At 36.5% G+C, this 19069-nt stretch carries 17 protein-coding genes; 12 read left to right on the top strand and 5 right to left on the bottom strand.

The genetic code is table 11. The annotated features are described in order from the left end of the window. Positions 1 to 115: 115 nt before the first annotated feature. From IPI99_04330 to IPI99_04275, 12 genes are all read left to right on the top strand, one after another. On the top strand, positions 116 to 649 hold the full coding sequence (locus tag IPI99_04330; GenBank protein ID MBK7339741.1) for a hypothetical protein: 534 nt from the start codon (positions 116 to 118) through the stop codon (positions 647 to 649). Between the two features lie 143 nt (positions 650 to 792). Beyond that, positions 793 to 1338: a PQQ-like beta-propeller repeat protein gene (locus IPI99_04325; GenBank protein ID MBK7339740.1), complete on the top strand. Its 546-nt coding sequence runs from the start codon at positions 793 to 795 to the stop codon at positions 1336 to 1338. A 222-nt stretch (positions 1339 to 1560) separates the two neighbouring features. Beyond that, positions 1561 to 2790 (top strand): PQQ-binding-like beta-propeller repeat protein, encoded by a 1230-nt coding sequence (locus IPI99_04320; GenBank protein ID MBK7339739.1) that lies wholly within the window; start codon positions 1561 to 1563, stop codon positions 2788 to 2790. Positions 2791 to 3011: 221 nt separating this feature from the next. Continuing rightward, positions 3012 to 4238, top strand: a complete 1227-nt coding sequence (locus IPI99_04315; protein MBK7339738.1) for a PQQ-binding-like beta-propeller repeat protein — start codon at positions 3012 to 3014, stop codon at positions 4236 to 4238. 227 nt (positions 4239 to 4465) lie between these two features. Beyond that, on the top strand, positions 4466 to 5695 hold the full coding sequence (locus tag IPI99_04310) for a PQQ-binding-like beta-propeller repeat protein (GenBank protein MBK7339737.1): 1230 nt from the start codon (positions 4466 to 4468) through the stop codon (positions 5693 to 5695). A 208-nt stretch (positions 5696 to 5903) separates the two neighbouring features. Then, positions 5904 to 7142, top strand: a complete 1239-nt coding sequence (locus tag IPI99_04305; protein ID MBK7339736.1) for a PQQ-like beta-propeller repeat protein — start codon at positions 5904 to 5906, stop codon at positions 7140 to 7142. A 230-nt stretch (positions 7143 to 7372) separates the two neighbouring features. Continuing rightward, complete coding sequence (locus tag IPI99_04300; GenBank protein ID MBK7339735.1) at positions 7373 to 8596, top strand: PQQ-binding-like beta-propeller repeat protein; 1224 nt, start codon at positions 7373 to 7375, stop codon at positions 8594 to 8596. A 75-nt stretch (positions 8597 to 8671) separates the two neighbouring features. Continuing rightward, positions 8672 to 9025: a four helix bundle protein gene (locus IPI99_04295; GenBank protein ID MBK7339734.1), complete on the top strand. Its 354-nt coding sequence runs from the start codon at positions 8672 to 8674 to the stop codon at positions 9023 to 9025. Between the two features lie 188 nt (positions 9026 to 9213). Further along, positions 9214 to 9573, top strand: a complete 360-nt coding sequence (locus IPI99_04290; GenBank protein MBK7339733.1) for a hypothetical protein — start codon at positions 9214 to 9216, stop codon at positions 9571 to 9573. A 99-nt stretch (positions 9574 to 9672) separates the two neighbouring features. Then, positions 9673 to 10641, top strand: a complete 969-nt coding sequence (locus IPI99_04285) for an IS30 family transposase (GenBank protein ID MBK7339732.1) — start codon at positions 9673 to 9675, stop codon at positions 10639 to 10641. A gap of 168 nt (positions 10642 to 10809) precedes the next feature. Further along, positions 10810 to 11355 carry a PQQ-like beta-propeller repeat protein gene (locus IPI99_04280; protein ID MBK7339731.1) on the top strand — a complete coding sequence of 182 codons (546 nt, stop codon included), beginning with the start codon at positions 10810 to 10812 and terminating at the stop codon, positions 11353 to 11355. A gap of 288 nt (positions 11356 to 11643) precedes the next feature. Beyond that, positions 11644 to 12189, top strand: a complete 546-nt coding sequence (locus tag IPI99_04275; protein MBK7339730.1) for a DUF3575 domain-containing protein — start codon at positions 11644 to 11646, stop codon at positions 12187 to 12189. 603 nt (positions 12190 to 12792) lie between these two features. Here the strand turns inward: IPI99_04275 and IPI99_04270 are convergent. The 5 genes from IPI99_04270 to carB form a co-directional block, all read right to left on the bottom strand. After that, entirely contained in the window at positions 12793 to 12942 is a 150-nt protein-coding gene (locus IPI99_04270; GenBank protein ID MBK7339729.1) for a hypothetical protein, read from the bottom strand. A 113-nt stretch (positions 12943 to 13055) separates the two neighbouring features. Next, positions 13056 to 13493 (bottom strand): hypothetical protein, encoded by a 438-nt coding sequence (locus IPI99_04265; GenBank protein MBK7339728.1) that lies wholly within the window; start codon positions 13491 to 13493, stop codon positions 13056 to 13058. A 147-nt stretch (positions 13494 to 13640) separates the two neighbouring features. Then, a complete protein-coding gene (locus tag IPI99_04260) occupies positions 13641 to 15578 on the bottom strand; it encodes a tail fiber domain-containing protein (GenBank protein ID MBK7339727.1) in 1938 nt (645 codons plus the stop codon). An 11-nt stretch (positions 15579 to 15589) separates the two neighbouring features. After that, positions 15590 to 16057 (bottom strand): T9SS type A sorting domain-containing protein, encoded by a 468-nt coding sequence (locus IPI99_04255; GenBank protein MBK7339726.1) that lies wholly within the window; start codon positions 16055 to 16057, stop codon positions 15590 to 15592. A 157-nt stretch (positions 16058 to 16214) separates the two neighbouring features. After that, positions 16215 to 19031 (bottom strand): carbamoyl-phosphate synthase large subunit, encoded by a 2817-nt coding sequence (gene carB, locus IPI99_04250; GenBank protein ID MBK7339725.1) that lies wholly within the window; start codon positions 19029 to 19031, stop codon positions 16215 to 16217. Positions 19032 to 19069 lie beyond the last annotated feature (38 nt).

Genomic DNA, 19069 nt, shown 5'->3' with positions numbered 1-19069 from the left:
ACTGCAACCATTTCGAGGCGGTGAATACGAAGGTGTTGAGTGATAATTTTACAGACATATTTCATCATGGCCGTAGGAATACAGAATGGTTTAAAACTCCTTTAAGATAAGTTATATGAAAAAAATAATTGCAATTATTTTTATTGGACTCTTCCTTGGTTGCGGATGCAACAAGGAAGAGGATCCTTCTCTTAAGTTGGAGAACGGTGTAATTACAAAAAAACCATTTATCTGGTGGAATAAAGAAGAAGAGCATGATCAATCTATAGAATCCGTAGGATTGATATATAACGGTAGTTTTATAGCTGAATCACATCAAGGTGGAAAATCTTTTATCGCTTTATTGGATGCAGAAACGGGTAAAATTAAATGGAAATGGAATGAATATTTGCGAGAAACAGATGGAGGTTTTTTAGATTATTTTTCATATCACAATTTGCTTAGTTTCCAAAGTGGCCCTCGTTCTTATTGCATCAATTTGGAAAATGGTAAGACTCAATGGAATAAAATTTGGGGGCAACCAATGTACGTAAGAGTCGGTGGAATCAAAAATCAATGTTTTATTCTTCAAGATTATCCAGATAATGGAGACCAATACCCTGGCTTTTATATTTTGGATTTACAAACAGGTAATATAAAAGAAAAATAATCCCGAAATATTTAAATACAATAAATAGAAATGTATCAGGAGAACTAGGTAGGATTATAACTGCAAAATCCTTTAACCATAATAGTACAGATTATATAGTAATTACTTACTGCGAATCTATAAATGAAAAGAATTGCATACCATTGATAAGTTTGTTTAATTATACTGAAAATAAATGGGTATATGAATACAAGAAAATTACCAATCTAGAGTCCTATGCTTTGCCATGTGTAGATATTCAAAACAATAAAATATATCATGATGGAGCAAGTCATGTATTCTGCAATGATCTTTGGACAGGAGATAGCATTTGGACTCAAGAGTTCAAGGGTAATTTTCTGTTTGGAAGTTGTACTTATGATCAAGGCACTCTCTACTGCGCCGCCGAAGGCGACGGCTATTACGCTTTAGATGCGGAGACCGGAGCGATCAAGTGGAAGGGAGAACGTGCGCCGGGCACAAGCAGTAGAATGGTGGTATTGAATGGAGTACTGTATTACATCAATGGAGGCGACGGACGACTATGGGCTCTGGATGCAGCAACAGGCAAGACATTATGGCGACTAAAAAGTCCCGACGGCTATAGTTTCAAGCGAGAGATCAATGTGATGCAGGGAGATGGCGAGAGAAAGGGATATGTCCTCACGAGCACATGGCATGGAGCCTGTGCGTATGAGGCGGAACGGTAGTTTTATAGTCGATAGTCGAAAGTCGAAAGTGGGGAGGCAGGAGACATGAATATTCATTACTAACGACTAACGACTAATGACTATCGACTATTTATTCGAAAACATCAACTGCAACCATTTCGAGGCGGTGAATACGAAGGTGATGAGTAGAAATTTTGAAAGTATTTTTAAAGATGGAGCAAATGGATCAGGATGGTTTAAAACTCAGTTAAGATAGAAAATATGAAAAAAATAATAGCAATTATTTTTATAGGAACCCTCCTTAGTTGCTCATGCACTAAGGAGGACAATTCCATTCCAATAAAAACAGAGAATGGTGTAATATCTGAGAAGCCATATTTATGGTGGAATAAAGAAGAGGAACATGACCAATTCATAATTACTACACCCTTAATATATAATAAATCTTTTATTGCAGAGACACATCAAAACGGTAGATCATATATGTCACTCCAATGCGCAAAAAATGGAAAAATTATATGGAAATGGGATGAGTATGAAAGATTATATGATTTAGAATTAAGACATCCATATTCTAATAAGAAGATTTTATTTTTTCAATCAGGTCCCAGAACATATTGTATCAATATGGAAACAGGGAAAACTGAATGGAAGAAAACATGGGATAAGGCATTATATGATAAATGCAGCGGATATCAAAATGATTTTTTTGAACTAAAGCAGTATCACGAATTAGGAGAAATTTATCCTGAAATTGACATATTAGATATAAGCAATGGTAGCATTAAAGGTAAAATAATCCCTAAATTTGTAAATACCACCTCATATAATGTTTTAGATGAATTGGGAGATATACATTCAGTTTCTCCTTTTGAAAAAAATGGCAAAGTTTATTTGCTTATTACTTATAATGAAGCAATAAGTTATTCTAAGTCTATTCCCTTAATCAGTCTATACAATTACACAGATAAAACTTGGGTGTATGAATACAAAAAAATAACTAATCTAGAGCAAGGAGGTTTAGGTTTCGTAGATATTCAATATGATAAAATATATCATGATGGTGCAAGCCATGTGTTTTGCAATGATCTATGGACTGGTGACAGTATATGGACTCAAAAATTTAATGGAAACTTTCTTTTTGGAAGTTGTCTGGTTGATAATGGCACAATGTATTGCGCCGCCGAGGGCGATGGATATTACGCCTTAGATGCAGAGACAGGAGCCATCAAGTGGAAGGGAGAGCGCGCACCTGGTACTAGCAGTAGAATGGTGATATTGAATGGAGTACTTTATTATATAAATGGCGGTGATGGCAGACTTTGGGCACTTGATGCAGCTACAGGCAAAACCTTATGGCGACTCAAAAGTCCAGACAATAACTTTGGCTTCAAGCGAGAGATCAATGTGATGCAAGGAGATGGAGAGCGCAAAGGCTATGTATTGACAAGTACATGGCATGGGGCTTGTGCTTATGAGGCGGAACGGTAGTTTTATAGTCGATAGTCGAAAGTCGAAAGTGGGGAGGCAGGAGACATGAATATTCATTACTAACGACTAACGACTAATGACTATCGACTATTTATTCGAAAACAAAAACTGCAATCATTTTGAAGCGTTAAATACGAAGGTGATGAGTGATAATTTTAATGATATATTTCAGAATCTATCAAATAAGTCTAAATGGTTTCAAACTCCTTTAAGATAAAAATATGAAAAAAATAATTGCAATAATATTTATTGGACTCTTCCTTGGTTGTGGATGCAACAATGAAGAGGATCCTTCTCTTAAGTTGGAGAACGGTGTAATTACAGAAAAACCATTTATCTGGTGGAATAAAGAAGAAGAGCATGATAATTATATCATCACCACTCCTTTTATTTATAACAATTCTTTCATTGCAGAAACTCATCAGAATGGCAGATCTTATTTATCTTTCCAAAATGCAAAAGATGGGAAACTACTTTGGAAATGGGATGATTATCTATACGATTATGATATTGATTTGAGATTTCCACATTGTTCACATCTTGGATTTCTATTTTTTCAATCTGGACCAAGATCTTATTGTGTTAATTTGGAATCAGGAAAAACCCAATGGAAGAAAACTTGGAATGATCCATTATTTTCAATTTCTGGAGGGTATCAAAAAGAAGTTTTTTTACTTCAAGATTATCCTGATAATGGGGCAACTCATCCCGGCTTTTATATACTAAATTTGGAAACAGGAAGTGTTAAAGAGAAAATTATTCCACATTTTGAAAATTTTACAAATAGAAATGTATCGAATGAATTTGGAAGAATTACGGGGGTAAATCCGATTGAAAAAAATGGGAAGGTTTATTTATTAATTACCTATTGTGAATCCATAAATGATAAACATTGTTTTCCATTAATAGGTCTATATAATTCTACTGATAAAAAGTGGGTTTATGAGTATAAAAAGATAACTAATCTTGAGCAATATTCACTTGGTTTCGTAGATATTCAAAATGAAAAAATCTATCACGATGGAGCAAGTCATGTATTCTGCAATGATCTATGGACTGGAGATAGCATTTGGACTCAAGAGTTCAAGGGGAATTTTCTGTTTGGAAGTTGTACTTATGACCAAGGTACTCTCTACTGCGCCGCCGAAGGCGACGGCTATTACGCTTTAGATGCGGAGACCGGAGCGATCAAGTGGAAGGGGGAACGTGCGCCGGGCACAAGCAGTAGAATGGTGGTATTGAATGGAGTATTTTATTATGTCAATGGAGGCGATGGACGACTTTGGGCTCTGGATGCAGCTACAGGCAAGACATTATGGCGACTAAAAAGTCCCGACGGCTATAGCTTCAAGCGAGAGATCAATGTGATGCAGGGAGATGGCGAGAGAAAGGGATATGTCCTCACCAGCACGTGGCATGGAGCCTGTGCGTATGAGGCGGAACGGTAGTTTTATAGTCGATAGTCGAAAGTCGAAAGTGGGGAGGCAGGAGACATGAATATTCATTACTAACGACTAACGACTAATGACTATCGACTATTTATTCGAAAACATCAACTGCAACCATTTCGAGGCGGTGAATACGAAGGTGTTGAGTGATAATTTTGTTGATATATTCCAATTCGGCAAGAAGGGTGCAGCTTGGTATCAAACACCATTAAGATAATATAAAATTTATGAAAACAATAGTTGCAATTATTTTTTATGTTAGTTTCCTCCTTAGTTGCTCATGTACTAAGGAGGAGACTCCTTCTGTTAAAACCGAAAATGGGGTAATAACAGAGAAGCCATATATCTGGTGGAATAAAGAGGAAGAGCATGATCAGTCTATTATTACTACCCCATTTACATTTAATGGTGGATTCATTGCAGAAACTCATCAGAATGGCAGATCCTATATGTCATTTCAAAATGCAATAGATGGAAAAATTCTTTGGAAATGGGATGACTATACATTTGATTATGACATTGGACTTAGATATCCATATTGTTCAACATTAGGATTTATTTTTTTTCAATCTGGACCCAGAACCTATTGTGTAAATTTACAATCAGGGAAAACTCAATGGAAAGAAACTCAGTCTGCTTCACAATATATAGTAACTAATGGATTCTTGAACGAAGGTTTTGTGTTACAAAGTTTTCCAGATGATGGTGATAAATATCCGGGAGTCAAAATTTATGACTTAGAAAAAGGCAATCAGAAAGATAAAATAATACCTAAATTCTTAAATATTGATAAATTAAATGTGTTGGGAGAATTAGGATCAATAGGCAATGTAGTTCGAATAGATACGTTAAATAAGATTTATTATTTGATATCATATGACGAATCATTAAATGAATATAAAAGTAAACCAATGATTGGTCTTTATAATTATTCAGAAAAAAAATGGATTTATGAATATAAATTAATTACCAATTTGGAAAAAACTGGATTAGGTTTAGTATCAATTCAAAACAATAAAATTTATCACGATGGAGCAAGTCATGTATTCTGCAATGATCTATGGACTGGAGATAGCATTTGGACTCAAGAGTTCAAGGGGAATTTTCTGTTTGGAAGTTGTACTTATGACCAAGGTACTCTCTACTGCGCCGCCGAAGGCGACGGCTATTACGCTTTAGATGCGGAGACCGGAGCGATCAAGTGGAAGGGGGAATGTGCGCCGGGCACAAGCAGTAGAATGGTGGTATTGAATGGAGTACTGTATTACATCAATGGAGGCGACGGACGACTATGGGCTCTGGATGCAGCTACAGGCAAGACATTATGGCGACTAAAAAGTCCCGACGGCTATAGTTTCAAGCGAGAGATCAATGTGATGCAGGGAGATGGCGAGAGAAAGGGATATGTCCTCACCAGCACGTGGCATGGAGCCTGTGCGTATGAGGCGGAACGGTAGTTTTATAGTCGATAGTCGAAAGTCGAAAGTGGGGAGGCAGGAGACATGAATATTCATTACTAACGACTATCGACTATCGACTATTTATTCGAAAACATCAACTGCAACCATTTCGAGGCGGTGAATACGAAGGTCATGAGCGAAAACTTTATACGTATATTTAACAATAGCGATGGTGGTCCTTTCTTTAAAACTCAAATGAGATAATATGAAAAAAATAATTGCAATTATTTTTTCCGGACTCTTCCTTGGCTGCGGATGCAACAAGGAAGAGCTTCCTTCTCGCATCCTAGACAATGGAGTGGTTATAGAAAAACCTTACATTTGGTGGAATAAAGGAAATTTAGAACACCTTAATGAGTTGTGGGAAGTCAAAACATTTGATTTTAATGTTATTAAGGAACTAGTTACCGATGACAAAAATTATTTAGCTTCGTATAAATTAACAGATGGTAAATTAAATTGGAAATGGAACGACTATTGGAATAATGACTTTCAATTTTTAGGAGAACCATATCAAATTAATAATTTGTATATAGATAAAGTGAATAAAAATACATATTGTATTGATTTATTTACAGGCAAGACAGTATGGAAGATTGCAAGAAATTCAGAAGGCAATTGGATAAATTCAGGATTTAATGATAACTATATTGAAATAATGTATGGTTCGAATAAAATCAATGGATTTTCAGCGCACTCAATTTATGTTGGTAAAACTGATTCTCCAAATTTTTACAAAGAAATTATTCCAAAATATTTTGTATCAAAAAACCTTACTGTAAATGATGAAGTGGGTATATGTTGCAAACCTAACGGTTTTCAAAAGGATGGCAAAGAAATGATCTTTATTCCGTTTTATTGCCCAAACTCGATCAATGATGGTAAAAGATATATATCACTTTACAATCTTAGCGATGATAGATGGGTTTATGATAGTATACTCATATCAGAAAAAAGTAAATTGGGTATGAGTTTACTTCCTTTATTTTATAACGATTTAGTTATTATCAATATTGATCAATCATTGTACGCTATTAATGTAATGAAAGGAGAAATTATTTGGGAAACTAAATTCAATCAAAATTCAAGTTTTGGATTTGGAGGATTTATAATTGACAATGGCACTCTCTACTGCGCCGCCGAAGGCGACGGCTATTACGCTTTAGATGCAGAGACAGGAGCGATCAAGTGGAAGGGAGAACGTGCGCCGGGCACAAGCAGTAGAATGGTTGTATTGAATGGAGTGCTGTATTACATCAATGGAGGCGACGGACGACTATGGGCTCTGGATGCTGCTACAGGCAAGACATTATGGCGACTAAAAAGTCCCGACGGCTACAGCTTCAAGCGAGAGATCAATGTGATGCAGGGAGATGGCGAGAGAAAGGGATATGTCCTCACGAGCACATGGCATGGAGCTTGTGCGTATGAGGCAGAACGGTAGTTTTTATAGTCGAAAGTCGAGAGTCGATAGTCGAAAGTGGGGAGACAGGATATGTAAATATTCTTTACTAACGACTAACGACTATCGACTATCGACTATTTATTCGAAAACATCAACTGCAACCATTTCGAGGCGGTGAATACGAAGGTGTTGAGCGATAATTTTAGAGATATTTTTAAAGATGGAGCAAAAAATACCACTTGGTTTAAAACTGATCTAAGATAAATTTTATGAAAAAAATAATTGCAATTATTTTTTCCGGACTCTTCCTTGGCTGCGGATGCAACAAGGAAGAGCTTCCTTCTCGCATCCTAGACAATGGAGTGGTTATAGAAAAACCTTACATTTGGTGGAATAAGGAAGAGGAGCATGATCAATCAATAAAAACTATTGGTCATTTTTATAATGGTAGTTTTCTTTGCGAATCACACCAAAATGGAATTTCTTATCTCAGTTTAACTAATGCAAAAAATGGAAAAATTAGTTGGAAGTGGAATGGATATAGAAATAGTAATGATTTGTCAATAGATTTTCCTTATTCATATGATAGATATTTATATATATTGAGTGGGTCACCTAGAACTTACTGTTTGGATTTTAATTCTGGCAAAGAAATTTGGAGTAAAACATGGGATAAAGCAATTTTCTATAAATCTTCTGGTTATAAGGATGAAGTTTATGTATTACAAGATCATGCAGATGGTGTGGATGAATATCCCGGTTTTTACATTCTTGATCTTAATACCGGAGTAGTGAAAGATAAAATTATTCCAATGTACAAATTTAAAAATAAAAATGTAATAAATGAATTTGGAAGCATTAGAGGTGTTCAAAGAATAGATACTTTAAATGAAATTTACTATTTAATTTCATATACAGAATCAATAGATAGTAAATCTAGTTATCCACGTATCTCTTTATATAATTATTCAAACAAAAAATGGATCTTTGAATATAAGCCATTAATTACTATAGATCCTGGTGCACAAGGTTCGCTTTGTGTTGTAAATAATAAAATTTATCATTCATTGGGTAATTCTATTGTTTGTCATGATTTATGGTCTGGTGATAGTCTGTGGTCACAAGAATTTAAAGGTGGATTTTTATTTGGTGAATATATGATCGACAACGGCACTCTCTACTGTGCCGCCGAAGGCGATGGTTATTACGCTTTAGATGCGGAGACCGGAGCGATCAAGTGGAAGGGAGAACGTGCGCCGGGCACAAGCAGTAGAATGGTTGTATTGAATGGAGTATTGTATTACATCAATGGAGGCGACGGACGACTATGGGCTCTGGATGCAGCTACAGGCAAGACATTATGGCGACTAAAAAGTCCCGACGGCTATAGCTTCAAGCGAGAGATCAATGTGATGCCGGGAGATGGCGAGAGAAAGGGATATGTCCTCACCAGCACGTGGCATGGAGCCTGTGCGTATGAGGCGGAACGGTAGTTTTATAGTCGATAGTCGAAAGTCGGTAGTTGGGATAATTTTATTTAGAAAAATGGGATATAATTAATAAGAGATATGAGAATTACAAGATTTGAAGATATTGTAGCTTGGCAGAAGGCACAAGATGTTGCAGTGGATATATATACTGTTTTTGGATCAATGAAAGACTTTGGATTTAGAGATCAGATTTGCAGGGCAACGGTGTCAATATCAAACAATATCGCAGAAGGATTTAATCGAAGCAGCGATGCAGATTTTATTCGATATTTGTATATATCCTTAGGATCTTGTAATGAAGTTATATCAATGTTGTATTTAGCACACCGATTAAAATATATAGATGAAACGCAGAAAGAAACATTGCTCAATAAATCCACTGAAATTGCTAAAATAATCCGAGGATTAATAAAATCATTCAATAAATTATAATTCAATGACTAACGACTATCGACTCTTATTTAATTGCAATTATTTTTTATGTTAGTTTCCTCCTTAGTTGCTCTTGCACAAAGGAGGATAGTCCTTCTGTTATATCAGAAAATGGCGTAATAACAGAGAAGCTATAAATCTGGTGGAATAAGGAGGAGGAACATGACCAGTCTATAGAATCTGTAGGATTGATATATAACGGTAGTTTTATAGCCGAATCTCATCAAAATGGAAAATCTTATATCGCTTTATTGGATGCAGAAACGGGTAAAATTAAATGGAAATGGAATGAATATTTGCGAGAAACAGATGGAGGGTTTTTAGATTATTATTCATATCACAATTTGCTTAGTTTCCAAAGTGGCCCTCGTTCTTATTGCATCAATATGGAAAATGGTAAGAGTCAATGGAATAAAATTTGGGGGCAACCTATGTACGTAAGAGTCGGTGGAATCAAAAATCAATGTTTTATTCTTCAAGATTATCCGGATAATGGAGACCAATACCCTGGCTTTTATATTTTGGATTTACAAACAGGTAATAACTAGATTCCATAAATAAGTGCGACAGTTAATAAAACATTCTTTTGGAGAAAGACCTATTATAAAAATAGGTACTTTCCCCTCAAGATTTTTAACTGTACACAAATGTATAAACAAATCACCTACCCTCAAAGGGTATTAATTGAACAATTTAAAAGGCAAGGAATGAGCATTATTCAGATTGCTGTGGAATTAGGATATCATAGAAGCACTATATATCGGGAACTCGATAGAAACTCTTCACCTGGTTCATACAAGTTATATGGAAGCGCAAGAGCTCAGGATCGGAGTGAACAGAGAGCACAAGGAAAGGGAAGGAAGAATAAAATTACAAGCGATCTTAAAAGCAAAGTGGATCAATTACTTAAAATCAAGTGGAGCCCAGAGCAAATCGAAGGTCGAGCGAATATTGATAAGTATGAAAGGGTTAGTAAAGAGTGCATATATCAATATGTATATGAAGATAAAAGGAAAGGAGGTGATCTATGGAGTAATTTAAGACATTCCCACAGAAGTAGGCGAAGACGCAAAAATACCTATAAACAAAGGGGAATTATCAAAAACAGAGTATGTATTGAAGATAGACCAAAGATTGTTGAATCTCAAAAAAGGTATGGAGATTGGGAAGGAGATACTATAGTAGGAAAGAATCATAAGTCCCAAATTGCCAGTATGGTGGAAAGAAAATCCTTGTTTGTCAAGATCATTAAGCTGGAGTCCAAAGAAGCTAAATTCACAGCCAAAACAATCAGTTGCAAATTGAAAAAATATAAAAACTTATGCCATACAATTACATTAGACAATGGAAAAGAAAATGCAGATCATCAAACATTGGCAAAAGCATTGAATACTAAGATATACTTTGCTCATCCATATTCCGCTTATGAAAGAGGTTGCAATGAAAATATCAATGGTTTAATACGACAATACTTGCCAAAAAAATCAGACTTTTCCATGCTCAAGCAAACTGACTTGGATCGAATTGAATCCCAAATAAATAATCGACCAAGAAAAAAATTAGGCTACAAAACACCAAATGAAGTATTTTTGAACCTTGTCGCACTTAAATGTTGAATTCAGCATATAAAAGAAAAAATAATCCCGAAATATTTAAATACAATAAATAGAAATGTATCAGGAGAACTAGGTAGGATTTTAACTGCAAAATCCTTTAACCAAAATAGTACAGATTATATAGTAATTACTTACTGCGAATCTATAAATGAAAAGAATTGCATACCATTGATAAGTTTGTTTAATTACACAGATAAAAACTGGGTGTATGAATACAAGAAAATTACCAATCTAGAGTCCTATGCTTTGCCATGTGTAGATATTCAAAACAATAAAATTTATCACGATGGAGCAAGTCATGTATTCTGCAATGATCTTTGGACAGGAGATAGCATTTGGACTCAAGAGTTCAAGGGTAATTTTCTGTTTGGAAGTTGTACTTATGATCAAGGCACTCTTTATGCAGCCGCCGAAGGCGACGGCTATTACGCTTTAGATGCGGAGACCGGAGCGATCAAGTGGAAGGGAGAACGTGCGCCGGGCACAAGCAGTAGAATGGTTGTATTGAATGGAGTGTTGTATTACATCAATGGAGGCGATGGACGACTATGGGCTCTGGATTTAGCTACAGGCAAGACATTATGGCGACTCAAAAGTCCCGACGGCTATAGTTTCAAGCGAGAGATCAATGTGATGCAGGGAGATGGCGAGAGAAAGAGATATGTCCTCACGAGCACATGGCATGGAGCCTGTGCGTATGAGGCGGAACAATGAGTAAATTCTGTATGTGAATAAAATATTGAAAATGTATTAAAATTGGTATATAAAAGCTATAAATGATATAAATACATCAATATAGTACCGCGTAAACAACAATACACAAGATTAGTTATGAATTTATATTCTTACCAATAGCCACCTGAAATATCGGATTGAGATTAAATTTGCAGGAGAACCAAAGTTTTTTTAGTTTGCTTAATAGACTTGCACAAAATAGACAAAGGGTATTGGGATGTCAGTAAAAAATTTTATACATTTACGCAACTAATTAAACAATTTATTATGCGTAAACTAACTATTTTTTTTCTGTTTTTTGTGCTCGCCAAGTCAGCTAGCGCTCAATTTGATCTTACGATCAATCCCGTGAGTCTGCTGTTTAGCAGTGTAGATATCAGTGGTGAATATGGTATCAAACCTTCATTTGGACTTGAGGGAACTTTGGGTTATGATTATGGAGGGTATTCTGTAGGCGATGTCGATGTAAAAAACCAAGGCATAGGCATCAGGTTAATTGGCAAATATTATTTTAACCCAAACAGGAATATTGATAAATTTAATATAGGACCTTACGTAAAATTTGCTACAAGAAAAGGTAAATATGAAGATGGTGTTTCCACTTCTAACATAACAAATACTAGATTTGCAGTAGGATTTTATGTTGGCTATAAATGGGTTTCTGCTGGAAGATTTGTTTTTGAACTTGGACTTGGAGCTGGTCGTGCTTTTGTAAATAAATATTCTTCAGAAGATGAATCAATTGAACTGGGCGATTTCCCTCTGTTAAACATAGATGCTACTGGAAAATTAGCAATAGGATACCGTTTCTAATAAGCAACAAAATTAAATTAATGAAAGCAGGATCATGAATTTGATTCTGCTTTTTTATTTTACAATTGAATGGAATACACTTGTATGATTAATCCCGCATCTTTCAAATAAAAGTTTGACGCACCTACGCAGGCAGTCTTTCTAACAAATGTAGCCAATATTGTATTTTATAAATGGAAAACGATATCCATACACTTCAAAATCTGAGTTCAAATTAAACCGAGAACCTATACTAAGGTCAATACTAATTCCCTTAAAATTCAACTGCTGATAGCCGATTTGACTATATAGAAGGATAATTTTTGTCAAGTTCTGAAGCTAAAGCCAGGTCAGACCCGAAATAAAAACCCACAAGCTTATTTTCAAACGAAAAGTAATAGCGTGGTATAGTCCAAATGACATAAGACTTCGTAAAAATAGGTACTAAAATACAATTCAGATTTACGCTCAGTTTTGAGGAGAAAATTGCTCATATTCAAGATGAAGGCTAGCAAGGAATAGGATAGACTTTAAATGTATTTTTGGGTTATACAACAGTAATAGTGCTTAATTGAGGAAAGATCAACAGAATATAGTAGTTTTTCATTCTGTTATAATCTTGATTTAAACTCTATTGTTTTTCCAATCATAATCCATATTAAAGTTGATGACCAATCCTGCTAAGATACCTGTGCTTTCTGAATCACCACCCTCATGAATAGAGTTTTTTAGTTTCGATCCAAATGTAATAAAATCATAAGTGATTTTAGACATTTAATCCACCGTTTAATAATTACTAAGAATCCAATGGTGACATTGAACTTAACACCCGAATTAGTCTTGCGGGTTGAAGAACTCTTCAACTGTTTTTAATGGTATCCTAATTCTTACCAAGCATATCCTAAATTAAATTTCATAAAAGGAAATGGGTAGCCAAATATTTCAGAATCCGAAATTAAACTATACTCAGGACCAATAGAAAGATCCACAGTAAGTCCTTTAAACTTAGCCCATTGGTAACCTAGTTGGGCTCCCATCAATGGAAATTGTGATTCATCGAAGGATACATAACCAAGATTTGGCCCTATGTATAATCCTGATGGAACAAATCGGCTTTGGTGAGTTATATAGAACTTATACATAGTCCAAATACCCCGGCTCCCACTACCATAAGGAGAAAGGAATCCGCCGACACTTAAGCCGGATTTGGAACTCAAGACTCTTTCATACTCTATATGCAGTATGCCAATGGCAAAAGGAAAGGGACTTCCTTTTATTATATTTTTAATTTGGGCCGGGGTCTTGATGCTAAATCCAATTAGCATAATTGTGAAAAACCAATTTTTCATAGAATTAAATATAATTAGAGATAAAGGTAGATTAAACTTGGAATTTTTCCAAAATTTTTAATTTAAAAAACAACCCGTTGAAATTCAATTTCAACGGGTTGCCAAGATTCAAATTTTAAAATATTATTTCTTTTCAGAGATCAATTTCTTTAATAATATAATTTCTTCTGGAGTCAGGCTGGTTATTAACGACTGCTGTTGTTTCAGTTCCTCAATTTCTGATTGTTGTTCCTGAACGGCTTTTATCAATACAGGAATCAAACCAATATAATTAACAGACATAAAATCCTCTTCTTTTGTACCTTGACGAGTAAGTTCAGGGATGATTTCTTTTAATTCCTGGGCTAAAACACCTAATGCCCTATAACCATCATCCATATTTTCCTCCTTCCATCGGTATGAGTACACTTTCATCTTTGAAACTTCATTCAACCCGTAATTCAATGGCTTAATGTCTCTCTTCATTCGAATATCAGAACCATTAAATGCATTTCTGGAACACCAAACATCACGCCAGCGAAGAGTCGACTTGCCGAGATCTCTGGTATTGTTGCTAAAAGGTATAAATGAAGAGTTCGTTTGAATCGTGGCATCTCCACCATCCTGAAAATACTCGACAGAACCAAAGGTTATTTTTCCTCCAAGAAACAAATCATTGAAACGAACTGTGCTTGTACCCAGATCTCTCGAATTGTCAAGGTCGGGTTTCAGATTCGCATTTAGGTTGATAATGTTTGTACCGCCGTCCGTAAATCCTTCTGTGTTTCCAAAAAATACGCCACTTTGAAATTTTGCTTTTCCTACTACATTTAGTTTAAATCCGGAGGAGACTACATCAGTACCGATATTGACACTTCGGGTGTCATCATCGATTACCATTGTATTATCTCCTGTAGTTCCATTTGCCTCAAATGCTATCTGCCCATTGGATCTTGTGGATATATCAAAATGTTGAAACCCGCTGCTAATTCTTAAACCATTGCCGACAATATGTAATTTTTTTATTGGCGATGAGGTGCCTATGCCCACATTTCCGGAATTACTACTATAAATATTTGTACCTGAATTCGTCCAGAATGAAGATCCTCCTCCCAGAGAGCTAAGATCCACACTACCACCACTTGGCGATAAAGAAAGCACCTTTGATGCCTGATTGAAAGAAAGAGTTTGCAATTCATTGCTCGGACTTTCGTCTTCAGCTGAAATGAAAAAACTCAGTGGCCCGTTGCTAGTAGATAGAATTTTGATTCCGGGTCCTTGGTTCAAAACAACAGGTTTTCGGATTTCCCATTGGTTAGTATTGGCATCATAAATAAAGGCGTCATTATGGTTTGCGCCACTTGAACTGAATTTAGATTTGAGTAAAGAATTATTTGCTACTCCCAGCGGACTCCCTGCGGTTCCATTTCCTGTCAATGTACTTTGTGTTTGCACTGTCTGTGTCCCCCAGTTATCACCTAGACCATTTTGAGGAAGTATGACGGAGTTTCCACCGCTTATACGTAGCTCGTTGTTATTGATAAGTTCCAATCTTTGTATTTCGTTGGTGGGGTCAGCATCATTATCATTTTTTAATTCAGTGAGATCCACGTTTGTATTATTTATAGTGAGAGTATGATTTCCGGTGTTATAACTTAAATTATTAACTCCATTCTTTGCTTGCTCTGCAAACAGTGAATAGGGCACACTTTGAAAAGGAATTTCACCAAGATTTACAAATCCGGATCCGGTATTGACATCTGTTCTCAGGTAATATTTTCCATCCGACCAGTTGATATTTTGAATAGAACCATTTTGATTTTGTCCATTTCCTATAGATAGATTTAATTGGCCTAATTCGCTGGTGAAAATTCCATTATATTCTTCACTGTATACGCTGAATTTTTGTCCATTCTGGTCCTCTCTTATAATTGCTGCGCGGAAGCTGACTGCTTGATTTTTTATTGGCTTGTTGGCATTGTCGGTGAGCACAATTTGATAATTAAATGATTTGGGACTTTGCGCAGATGCTAAGCTGAAAAAAAAGTAAAATAATAATAATGTAAAAAAAAATTTTTTCATTTCAATTGATTTTAATGTTGTACAATGATGGGCTTTGAAAAATAATGCGTGGTGTTATATAAAGTAATAAAGTATTCTCCAGAAGGAATTTCTGAAACAGGAATCGAACTTCGGTTTCCATTAATTTGAAATCTATAGAATACATTTCCGAGTGCGTCATGCAAAACACCTTCTGCCAGAATCTCTTTAACGCTTTGAATATTCAGAATTTTCATCGACGGGTTGGGATAACACAAGATGTCAAAATTGAATTTTTGCAAATCTTTTACAGAGGTCGATGCCGGATCAAATAAAAATTGGAATCCGGAATATGCATTTGCAAATGTTTGATTCGATATCTGGCCCAAAGTAGAATGGATGTGTCCATCGGGAAAGGACCTGTTGGTCCCGCCACTGGAGACTAATCTCCATGACGAGGATTGTGCATGTATAAGTATGCCGGATAACAACAATACGAAAAGGAGTAGCTTTTGGAGCATAATAAAATATTTTAAGGTTAACAATTGGAATCAATTCGTCTATTAAAGAAATAGAAATTTATACAGTCATTTTACTTTGGGACTGTATAGTGTTAATTAGTGTCTCTATTCAGAGAAATGTTACTAGAAATTGAAAAAAAAATTACAAAAAAAAAGATTACCGCGCTAAGTACATATAGCGCTTGCTGTCGAGGTCCCTGAAATAGGGATCATAAAGATCCTTGATAAAATAAATTGCCTCTCCTGTAGATTTCATTTCAGGACCTAAACTAATATCTACACCAGGGAACTTGTTGAATGAAAAGACAGGTACTTTGATCGCATAGCCATTAAGCTTATTGATCATTTCAAAATCATTTAGTTTATGTGTACCCATCATTAATTTAGTAGCAATATTTAAATAAGGGACACCATAAGCTTTTGCGATAAATGGTGTCGTTCTGGAAGCACGAGGATTTGCCTCTATAACATAAACTTGATTGTTCTTAATAGCAAATTGAATATTGATCAATCCTTTAATACGAAGGCGCAATGCAATTCTCTTGGCGTACTGTATCATCACTTCAATCGCTTCTTGGCTCAAACTATAAGGAGGGAGCACCGCTGAGCTGTCGCCGGAGTGAATACCGGCAGGTTCAATATGCTCCATAATCCCCATGATGTGGACATTTTCTCCATCACAAAGCGCGTCTATTTCAGCTTCTTTTGCCCTTTCGAGAAAATGATCAATGAGCACTTTATTGTCCGGCATGTGCTTGAAAATGGTGAGTACATGATTCTCGAGTTCGGTGTCATTGATAACAATTCTCATGCGTTGACCACCCAAAACATAAGAAGGCCTAACGAGAACCGGATATCCGATACTACGAGCTACATCCAAAGCTGTGTCGGCATCCATAGCTACACCATAATTCGGATAAGGAATTTCCATTTCTTTCAGTAAATCCGAAAACCTTCCCCGGTCTTCAGCAATATCCATATCCGGAAAGGAAGTGCCAATGATTGGAATTCCTTTGTTGTGAATTTTTTCAGCCAGCTTTAATGCTGTTTGGCCACCCAATTGGACGATTACACCTTCTGGCTGTTCGAAGTCAAGGAGATCTTCAATATGCTCCCAATAAACAGGTTCAAAATAGAGTTTGTCGGCTATATCAAAATCGGTAGAGACTGTTTCTGGGTTACAGTTCACCATAATGGCTTCCCAACCTTCTTCTCGTATGGCCAGAACGCCATGTACACAACAGTAATCAAATTCTATCCCCTGGCCAATTCTATTTGGTCCCGAGCCTAGGACTACGATTTTCTTTTTCGAAGATCTTTTACTTTCGTTTTCTTCTTCAAATGTCGAATAATAGTATGGAGTTTGAGCTTCAAATTCGGCAGCACATGTGTCTACGAGTTTGTATTTGCGACGAAGATTGAGTTTTTTTCGATAATTGATGATATCTTTTTCATCCAACCTCATGAGCCAAGCAATTTGAGCATCAGAATAACCATTTTGCTTGAGTTGAAGCAAAAGATCGAATCCGATATCCTCAGGTACATTGAGCTTCTGGACCTGCTCTTCCAATTGTACAAGTTTTTTAATTTCGCGAAGAAACCAAGGATCAATGTGGGTCAGCTTGTGTATTGTTTTTTCCGGAACACCTAGACGCAAAGCGTCTTTAACTCTGTAGATCCGATCGTCACTGACTTTCTCCAGGCGCTCTAGTATATCTTGTGTATTGATCCATTCCTTTTTGTCAGCGCCAAGACCGGCTCGATCATTTTCCTGAGACTGACAGGCTTTTTGCAATGCTTCAGAAAAAGATCTTCCGATTGCCATGACTTCACCCACAGACTTCATCTGAAGACCCAGACGGGAATCAGCGCCATGAAATTTTTCAAAATTCCAACGAGGCATTTTGACAATTACATAATCCAGGCTTGGCTCAAAAAGAGCACTGGTAGTCCCTGTAATTTGGTTTTTCAGTTCATCCAAGGTATATCCCAATGCCAGTTTGGCTGCAATCTTAGCGATGGGATATCCGGTTGCCTTACTAGCCAAAGCTGAGGAACGGGAAACACGGGGATTGATCTCTATCGCTATGATTTGTTCATCGATTGGATTTAAGGCAAATTGGACATTGCAGCCTCCCGCAAAATGACCCATAGACCGCATCATCAGGATTGCTTGATTTCGCATCCTTTGAAAAGCAGTATCCGAAAGGGTCATCGCAGGAGCAACTGTGATACTATCACCTGTATGAATCCCCATTGGATCGAGGTTTTCCACAGTACAGATGATGACCACATTGTCATTTTTGTCGCGCAACAATTCCAGTTCGTACTCTTTCCATCCCAGCACGGCCTTTTCAACCAAGACCTCGTGAGTGGGAGAAGCGTCCAAGCCACGTCTCAAAGCTTCGTCAAAAGCAGTTTCTTGATGTACAAAGCTACCTCCTGTCCCACCGAGTGTAAACGAAGGTCGTATGACCAAAGGAAAGCCAATTTTTTGAGCAGCCTCTTTTCCTTCCAGAAATGAATTTGCGATCAAAGAAGGTGCGACCTCTATTCCTAGGCTGATTACATGTTTTCGGAATAATTCACGGTCTTCAGCAAGATTTATAGCATCAATATCAACACCTATCAATTTGACGTTAAAGCGGTTCCAAACATTTTGCCTCTCGGCTTCCATAGCAAGATTGAGGGCAGTTTGTCCGCCCATGGTAGGCAGAACAGCATCAATTTTTCTTTCTTCGAGTATTTTAATGATGGACTCAACGGTCAACGGCATCAAATAGATATGGTCCGCTGTAATCGGATCCGTCATAATAGTCGCCGGATTTGAATTGATCAAGCTTACTTCTATGCCCTCTTCTCGGAGTGAACGAGAAGCTTGAGTACCTGAATAATCAAATTCACAAGCCTGACCTATGATGATGGGGCCACTTCCGATTATCAGTACAGAACGTATGGAGCTATCCTTGGGCATGGGCTGAGTTTAGTCGCAAAGATAGTATCCACAGCCTA

Source organism: Saprospiraceae bacterium (assembly GCA_016710235.1).
Lineage (GTDB): Bacteria > Bacteroidota > Bacteroidia > Chitinophagales > Saprospiraceae > Vicinibacter.
The sequence above is the reverse complement of the archived record's forward strand: the minus strand, read 5'-3'. Positions and strand labels throughout refer to the sequence as shown.

Coding starts and splice junctions, on each gene's coding strand:
- IPI99_04320 (MBK7339739.1), top strand. CDS start 1,561: ATGAAAAAAATAATAGCAATTATTTTTATAGGAACCCTCCTTAGTTGC.
- IPI99_04300 (MBK7339735.1), top strand. CDS start 7,373: ATGAAAAAAATAATTGCAATTATTTTTTCCGGACTCTTCCTTGGCTGC.
- IPI99_04260 (MBK7339727.1), bottom strand. CDS start 15,578: ATGAAAAAATTTTTTTTTACATTATTATTATTTTACTTTTTTTTCAGC.
- IPI99_04310 (MBK7339737.1), top strand. CDS start 4,466: ATGAAAACAATAGTTGCAATTATTTTTTATGTTAGTTTCCTCCTTAGT.
- IPI99_04285 (MBK7339732.1), top strand. CDS start 9,673: ATGTATAAACAAATCACCTACCCTCAAAGGGTATTAATTGAACAATTT.
- carB (MBK7339725.1), bottom strand. CDS start 19,031: ATGCCCAAGGATAGCTCCATACGTTCTGTACTGATAATCGGAAGTGGC.
- IPI99_04265 (MBK7339728.1), bottom strand. CDS start 13,493: ATGCTAATTGGATTTAGCATCAAGACCCCGGCCCAAATTAAAAATATA.
- IPI99_04330 (MBK7339741.1), top strand. CDS start 116: ATGAAAAAAATAATTGCAATTATTTTTATTGGACTCTTCCTTGGTTGC.
- IPI99_04305 (MBK7339736.1), top strand. CDS start 5,904: ATGAAAAAAATAATTGCAATTATTTTTTCCGGACTCTTCCTTGGCTGC.
- IPI99_04315 (MBK7339738.1), top strand. CDS start 3,012: ATGAAAAAAATAATTGCAATAATATTTATTGGACTCTTCCTTGGTTGT.
- IPI99_04295 (MBK7339734.1), top strand. CDS start 8,672: ATGAGAATTACAAGATTTGAAGATATTGTAGCTTGGCAGAAGGCACAA.
- IPI99_04255 (MBK7339726.1), bottom strand. CDS start 16,057: ATGCTCCAAAAGCTACTCCTTTTCGTATTGTTGTTATCCGGCATACTT.
- IPI99_04275 (MBK7339730.1), top strand. CDS start 11,644: ATGCGTAAACTAACTATTTTTTTTCTGTTTTTTGTGCTCGCCAAGTCA.
- IPI99_04270 (MBK7339729.1), bottom strand. CDS start 12,942: ATGTCTAAAATCACTTATGATTTTATTACATTTGGATCGAAACTAAAA.